Consider the following 6,781-nt stretch of genomic DNA (forward strand, 5'->3'; position numbering starts at 1 on the left):
GTCGGGATTCGTAACATCAGTCCGGGAAGACAACGGGCATCGCATGCCGGTTGTCCTTGAAGCACACCATCTGGGTCCGTCGAAGATCCGCAAGGCAGCAACCTACCGCTCTTGCGAATCCCAAATCCCGATTCCCGAATCCCTGCCCTCAACCCAGCTCGATGCAATCGAACGTGACATCCGTCGCGACATCGGCGTCGTAATCCACGTCGTCGCGTTCGAAGCCGAACAGCTTGAGGAACTCGTGCTTGTAGCCGGCGTAGTCGGTGAGTGCGAACAGGTTTTCGGTGGTGACCTGCGGCCAGAGCGCCTTGCAGGCGTCCTGCACGTCGTCGCGCAGTTCCCAGTCGTCCAGGCGCAGGCGGTTCTCGTCGTCCACCTCGGCAGGCTGGCCGTCCTGGCGATACAGGCGCTCGCGGAACAGGCGGTCGAGCTGTTCGATGGTGCCTTCGTGCAGGCCCTTTTCCTTCATGATCTTGTAGACCATGGAGATGTACAGCGGCATCACCGGAATCGCCGCGCTGGCCTGGGTCACCACCGACTTGAGCACCGCCACGTTGGCGCCACCACCGTGCTTGCCCAGGCGCGCATTCAAGCGCTGCGCGGTGTGGTCCAGGTCGACCTTGGCCTTGCCCAGCGCGCCGTGCCAGTAGATCGGCCAGGTGATCTCGGTGCCGATGTAGCTGAAGGCCACGCTGCGCGCGCCGTCGGCGAGCACGCCGGCGCCTTCCAGCGCGTCGATCCACAGCTCCCAGTCCTGCCCGCCCATCACGGTGACGGTGTCGTCGATCTCCTGCGCGCTGGCCGGCTCGATCGAGGCCTGGATGATGGTGTCCTTGTTGGTGTCGATGGCGGTGGCGGTATAGGTGCTGCCGATCGGCTTGAGCGCCGAGCGCTTCACTTCGCCGCTGCCCGGCAGCTTGCGCACCGGCGAGGCCAGCGAGTACACGACCAGATCGACGCTGCCGCCCATCTCGGTCTTGATCAGTTCGATCACCTTGTCGCGCGCGGCATCGGAAAACGCATCGCCATTGATCGACTTGCTGTACAGGCCCGCGGCCTTGGCGTGCTTGTCGAAGGCGGCCGAGTTGTACCAGCCGGCTGTGCCGGCCTTGCTGGCGGTGCCGGGTTTTTCGAAGAACACGCTCAGCGTGTCGGCACCGAAGCCGAACGCGGCGGTGATGCGCGAGGCCAGGCCGTAGCCGCTGGACGCGCCGATCACCAGCACCTTCTTCGGGCCGTCGTTGCGCACGCCGCGTGCGCGCGTTGCGGCGATCTGCTCGAGCACATTGCGCTCGCAGCCAAGCGGATGCGTGGTGGTGCAGATGAAACCGCGCACTTTGGGATGGATGATCAACGTGGACTCCTGGTCAGCAAGATGCTGGCGGCATCTTAATCGGTGCACCGCATGCGAAACAGCCTGATGCGCAACACACGCTGCTGTATGGACAGCTGCACGCCCGGCACGACACGCGGCCGGTACGTGCATCGCCGCACGTCCCGCCATTGGGCCACGTCCCGACACGCCCGCCTGCGCGCAGGCGCCGCCGCGGCAAAAGCGCGCGATCGGGCGATTGCGGCCGCAACGGCTGTGCTATTTTCCGGGCCTGCCGTGCCGTGTCTGTTGGCGATTGTCCAGGCCCCTTCCAGTTGTACGACCGGTATTCGACCGATGTCTCTTCGTAGCGAGCGCGTCACGCAGCTGAGCTCCGTTCCGCGGTTCCGCCTGGGTCCGTTGCTGGTCGAACCGGAGCGGCTGACGCTGATCGACGACGGCCAGACCATCGCGCTGGAACCGCGCATGATGGAGGTGCTGATCGCGCTGGCCGAGCGCGCCGGCGAAGTGATCAGCGCCGAGCAATTGCTGATCGAGGTGTGGCACGGCAGCTTTTACGGCGACAACCCGGTGCACAAGACCATCGCCCAGCTGCGCCGCAAGCTGGGCGACGACAGCCGCCAGCCGCGCTACATCGAAACCATCCGCAAACGCGGCTATCGGCTGCTGCCCAAGGTGGTGTTTCCGCAGGACTATCGCGGCGCGGTGATCGGCACCCACTCGTGGGCGCAGGGCAGCCCGTACGTGGGTCTGCAGGCCTTCGACCCGGCGCACGCAGAGGTATTTTTCGGCCGCAGCCATGCGATTGCGCAGGTGGTGGCCGCATTGCGCGCGCAGCTGCACAGCCAGCGCGGGCTGGTGCTGGTGAGCGGGGCCAGCGGCTGCGGCAAGACCTCGTTGCTGCGGGCCGGCGTGGTGCCGTTGCTGTCGCACGCCGGCGGGCTGGACGGGCTGGAAGCGGTGGCGGTGACGTACTGCAACCTGGCGCAATGCCGCGGCGGCGATGTGCACGACACGCTCGCGCGCGCACTGGGCGAGTGGTCAATCGCCGGACGTGCGGTGTTCTCGCCCGCGCAACTGGCACGGCTTGCCGAGTGGTTGCAGCACCCTGCCCCGCTGCATGCCGCCATCGGCGAAGCGATGCGGCACGGCGCACCCGCACGCGATAGCGCACACACCCAGCGGCATCTGCTGCTGGTGATCGACCATGCCGAAGCCATGGTGGCCACGCCCGGCATCACCGATGCCGACCGCAGCGCGCTGGCCGCTGCATTGCAGGCGCTGTGCAGCAGCGCACATGTGGCGGTGCTGCTGCTGACCCGCAGCGACTTCTATCCGCGCCTGATCGATGCGTTGCCGGACATCGTCGAGCTCAAACGCGGCGATGGGCACGTGGATCTGCTGCCACCGCGCGATGGCGAGATCGGCCAGATCATTCGCGTGCCGGCGGCCATGGCCGGGCTGCGCTTCGAAGAGGAACGCGACAGCGCCAGCCGCCTGGACGATGTGCTGCGCGATGCCACCGCGCGCCAGCCCGATGCGTTGCCGTTGTTGCAGCATCTCTTGCATGCGCTGCACGCGCAGCGCAGCGACGATGGCCTGCTGACCTTCGCGGCCTATCGCGCACTGGGTGGGCTGGAGGGCGCGCTGGCGCATCACGCCGAAGCGACCTTCCGTGCATTGCCGGCCGCCGCGCAGGCGGCACTGGGCGAGGTGCTGACCCAGCTGAGCGTGATCCACCCCGACAGCGCGGCGGTGACCGCACGCCGTGCGCCCTGGTCGGCGTTGCCGGCCGACGGTGCGGCGCACGCGCTGGTCGATGCCTTCGTGCATGCGCGTCTGTTCGTCAGCGAACTGGTGGCCGGCGAGCCGGGGTTTGCGGTGGCGCACGAGGCCTTGTTGCGGCAATGGCCACGCGCGGCCGAGTGGATCCACGAAAACCGCCGGCTGCTGCAGGCACGCAAGCGCCTGCAGCTGGCCGCGCAGCGTTGGGCAAGCGAGGGTCGGCGCAGCGATCACCTGCTCAACAGCGGGCGTCCGTTGAGTGAAGCGCGCGAAGCCGCGCGGCGCATGCCGCAGGACCTGGATGCGGTGGACGTGGCATTCCTGCGCGCCTGCGAGCGCTCGCAGCGACGCCGCCGCGGCCTGTATGCGACAGCCGCCACCTTGCTGGTGGTGCTGGCCAGCGCATCGCTCCTGCTCGGTTGGCAGGCGCGGCAGGCCCAGCAAGTGGCAGAAGAACGCCGCGACCAGGCGCAGCAACTGGTGGGCTACATGCTGGGCGACCTGGCCGAGCAGTTGCGCACCGTTGGCAACCTCAAACTGCTCGACAGCGTGGGCAGCCGCTCACTGCGGTATCTGGAAGACTTGCCTAGCGCGAGCATGCAACCGGGCGATCTGATCAATCACGCCCGCGCCCTGCGCACCACCGGCGAGGTGCTGATGAACCAGGGCAAGCTGGACGAAGCGCAGGCGGCGTTCACGCGTGCAGCCGCCACCGCCGACCAGGCACGCCTGCGCGCGCCCGCACTGCTGGATGCCCATGCGGAAATGGGCCAGGCGGCGTACTGGCTGGGGTACTTGGCGTATCAGCGCAATCAACTGCCACTGGCACGCCAGCATTGGGCTCGCTATCTGGCCGAATCGGAATGGCTGATGCGTGCCGCACCGCGAGAGCCGCGTTGGCAATTGGAGCTGTCGTATGCGCTGAATAACTTCGGCACGCTGGCCAAGGCCGAAGGCCAGCCGAATGCAGCGATCGGATTCTTTGCGCGCTCCATTGCACTGAAGCGGCAAGTGCTGCAACGCGTGCCCGCCAACGCGTCCGTGCGCTACGAGCTGATCGACAGCCTGTCCTGGTTGAGCCTGGCTCAAGAAACACAGGGTTTACTGGCACCTTCGGAGCAAGGCTATCGCGAAGAAATCGCGATGCTGGGTGCGCTGGTGCACGACGCCCCCGATGCCCACGCGTGGCGGCGGCGACTGGCAGGATCGTTGCTTCGCACGTCCAATCTGGCGCTGGCGCAGGGGCATTTGCAACAGGCGCAGCGGGATGCTCAGGACAGTGTTGGCATGTTGCGCACGTTGGTGGCGTTGCAGCCGGACAATCATGCATGGCGCCGCGATCTGGCCCATGCGTATGCCCAGGTCGGCTGGGTTGCCGGTCTGGGCGGGGAACGCGCCAGGGCGCAACAACAGCTGAGTCAGGCACGGCAGATCGTGGCCGAGCTTCTGCAGCAACCTCAGCCACTCCCGGAATGGCAGTGGCTGGATGCCATCATCGCGCTGAAGTCGAGTCGCCTGCGTGGTGGAACGTCTCCGCTGGTAGATGCGGAATTGACCGCTATCGTGGCGCGGCTGGACGCCTTGCATCAGGCCAACCCCGACGACCTGCTTGGCCTGTCCACGCTCGCGGAGGCGCTGATCTGGCATGGAGAACAACTTGCCGCGTCCGGTCAGACCGACAATGCGCGTAAAGCATGGCAGCGTGCGATCAGCGTGCTCGGCAACGACGTCGCCAATAGTCGCGACAAGGAACTGCTCGACCCTTGGATTCGCGCCCAGGTCCACCTGGGCCAGAACGCTGCCGTCGCGCAACAGCTTGGATGGCTGTATCAAGCGGGCTACCGCCACCCCGGGTTCATCTCCCTCTACGCCCCGCTTCTCAAGGAACAAGACACGTCATGAAGGATAAGAAAGAAAAGGGTAAGCACATCCTGCCTATCTCCCTCACCGTTGCAGATGTGGGTTTTGGCGGAAATACCGGCGGGAGCAAGTATTTCTACAGCTTCTCCCCCGACCTCGCCCTTGCGTGCAAAGGGCAAAGCCCGTTGACCATGGTGTATAGCTTCGCAAAGGAGGTCCGGGGCAATTTTCAGATCAGAAGCGTGCTGACCACCGATTCCAAGGAGCAGATCGTGCATCCGATCGAGATCTCTCCCGATGGTCGCAGCGCGACGGTGATCAATAGAAACGAAGTCGCGACGTTGATCTTCCTTTCATTCGTCGTGGAAGACACCGACAAGAAAATCCTGTTTAGTTGCGACCCACAGGTAGGTAACGACCCGAAGATTTCGCCGCGTTGATCACGGCCATGTGTTGATCGCGACAATTCCCTGTCTGGCGCAGGATCGCCGGACAGGGGATTGGCAGCCATCGCCCAGACATCAGATGGCCGGATGAACGAGGTGCGCGAGTGCCGTGTCATCCGCGTGCTTGGACCAGGAACCGTCAGGGCAGATACCGGAATGCAGGCTTGGCGCTTGGTGCGGTCGTCAAGGTGGATTGCCATCCGTTAAGTCCCGAAGGCCTTCGGGTCTATAACCGAATTCACCACCCGTGTGGCTGAGGTCGCCAGGGCGGATGCAGGTGACGCTTACCGACGTAAGGCGCCGGTGATTAGCCAGTGCAGCCATTGGCCGGACGCTGACGGGGCGGGATTCCCGGCACTGCAGTGGCCGGCCCGGTGGCGCAATCGGCGGCCGAGGTAGGCCCGGTCGGCCCGAGCAGCTGTATTGCTGAAAGCGACGATGATATGGCCACGGAAAGTGGCCGCTCCGCGTAGACCGCTACCAAGCCCGATCCGCTGACATTCCTGTACAGGCAGGCAGCCAACATCAGCAGCACGCTCGGACAGCACGTGACAGTTCCTGGCTGCGGCCCCTTGCAGCGGCCGGCTGCAACGACCCACATCTGCCTGCACGTGACGCTCGGCCACAGGCTGGGTATATAGCGCGGCCTGGGTCCAGGTGATCGGCAGTTCGGTCTGCGTGGGCGTCGCCCAGGCAGTGGTGGACAGTACGACGATCAACGCGAATAAGTACCGGACCAGGCGCATGACGGACTCCGCAGCAGACCGGAGCGCGGCGCGTTTCCGGGCGGCGTCAGTGGCCGCCGGCACACCTTCGGGGGTGGCCCGCTGCGGGACCTGACGACAACCTTACGGTTGCTTGCGGAGGCTGACGGACGCTGGAAATCCTTGTTGAAACAGCGAGATAGAGCAGACGTATCGAGCGAGGCCTGGCTGACAACCCAGCGTGCTTGGTGTCGCGGCTTACCCTCATCCCGACTCCGCGACCTATGGGAAAACGGACGTTTCGGGTGAGCTCCTGGGCTAACCAAGCAGCAACCTGGAGCGACTGGTCGCTGGCGCCAAGCCATGCCGACTTGCTGCCGGGCTGTGACGTCTGCCTTCGGCAGCGTCTGTTCCACAGGGATGGGGGGCAGGCTGAGGGCGAGGCTCCGGTTTGTCGGATTCAGCGGGTGGCTTCGCTCCGTGCCCTCACCCCCAACCCCTCTCCCGCAGGCGGGAGAGGGGTTGGGGGTGAGGGCATTCGCACGAAGCTGCCCGGCAGGGATTGGGGGCTGAGGGCGAGGCCTGGTGTTGTCGGATTCAGCGCCTGGCTTCGCCCCGTACCCTCACCCCAACCCCTCTCCCGACGGGAG

General features: G+C 65.6%; 3 protein-coding genes. 2 read left to right on the forward strand and 1 reads right to left on the reverse strand.

All coding sequences use genetic code 11. From position 1 onward, the window contains the following. Positions 1-148: 148 nt before the first annotated feature. Positions 149-1,357, reverse strand: a complete 1,209-nt coding sequence (fabV, locus tag Y887_RS13935; RefSeq protein WP_046964908.1) for an enoyl-ACP reductase FabV — start codon at positions 1,355-1,357, stop codon at positions 149-151. A gap of 315 nt (positions 1,358-1,672) precedes the next feature. Between fabV and Y887_RS13940 the strand changes: the two genes are divergently transcribed. After that, the gene (locus Y887_RS13940) at positions 1,673-5,023 is read left to right on the forward strand and encodes an nSTAND1 domain-containing NTPase (RefSeq protein WP_046964909.1); all 3,351 of its coding nucleotides are present in this window, start codon (positions 1,673-1,675) and stop codon (positions 5,021-5,023) included. Then, positions 5,020-5,421: a hypothetical protein gene (locus tag Y887_RS13945; RefSeq protein WP_046964910.1), complete on the forward strand. Its 402-nt coding sequence runs from the start codon at positions 5,020-5,022 to the stop codon at positions 5,419-5,421. Before Y887_RS13940 ends, Y887_RS13945 begins: the two co-directional genes overlap by 4 nt. Positions 5,422-6,781: the final 1,360 nt, after the last annotated feature.

The sequence above is a fragment of the Xanthomonas pisi DSM 18956 genome, assembly GCF_001010415.1.
Lineage (GTDB): Bacteria > Pseudomonadota > Gammaproteobacteria > Xanthomonadales > Xanthomonadaceae > Xanthomonas > Xanthomonas pisi.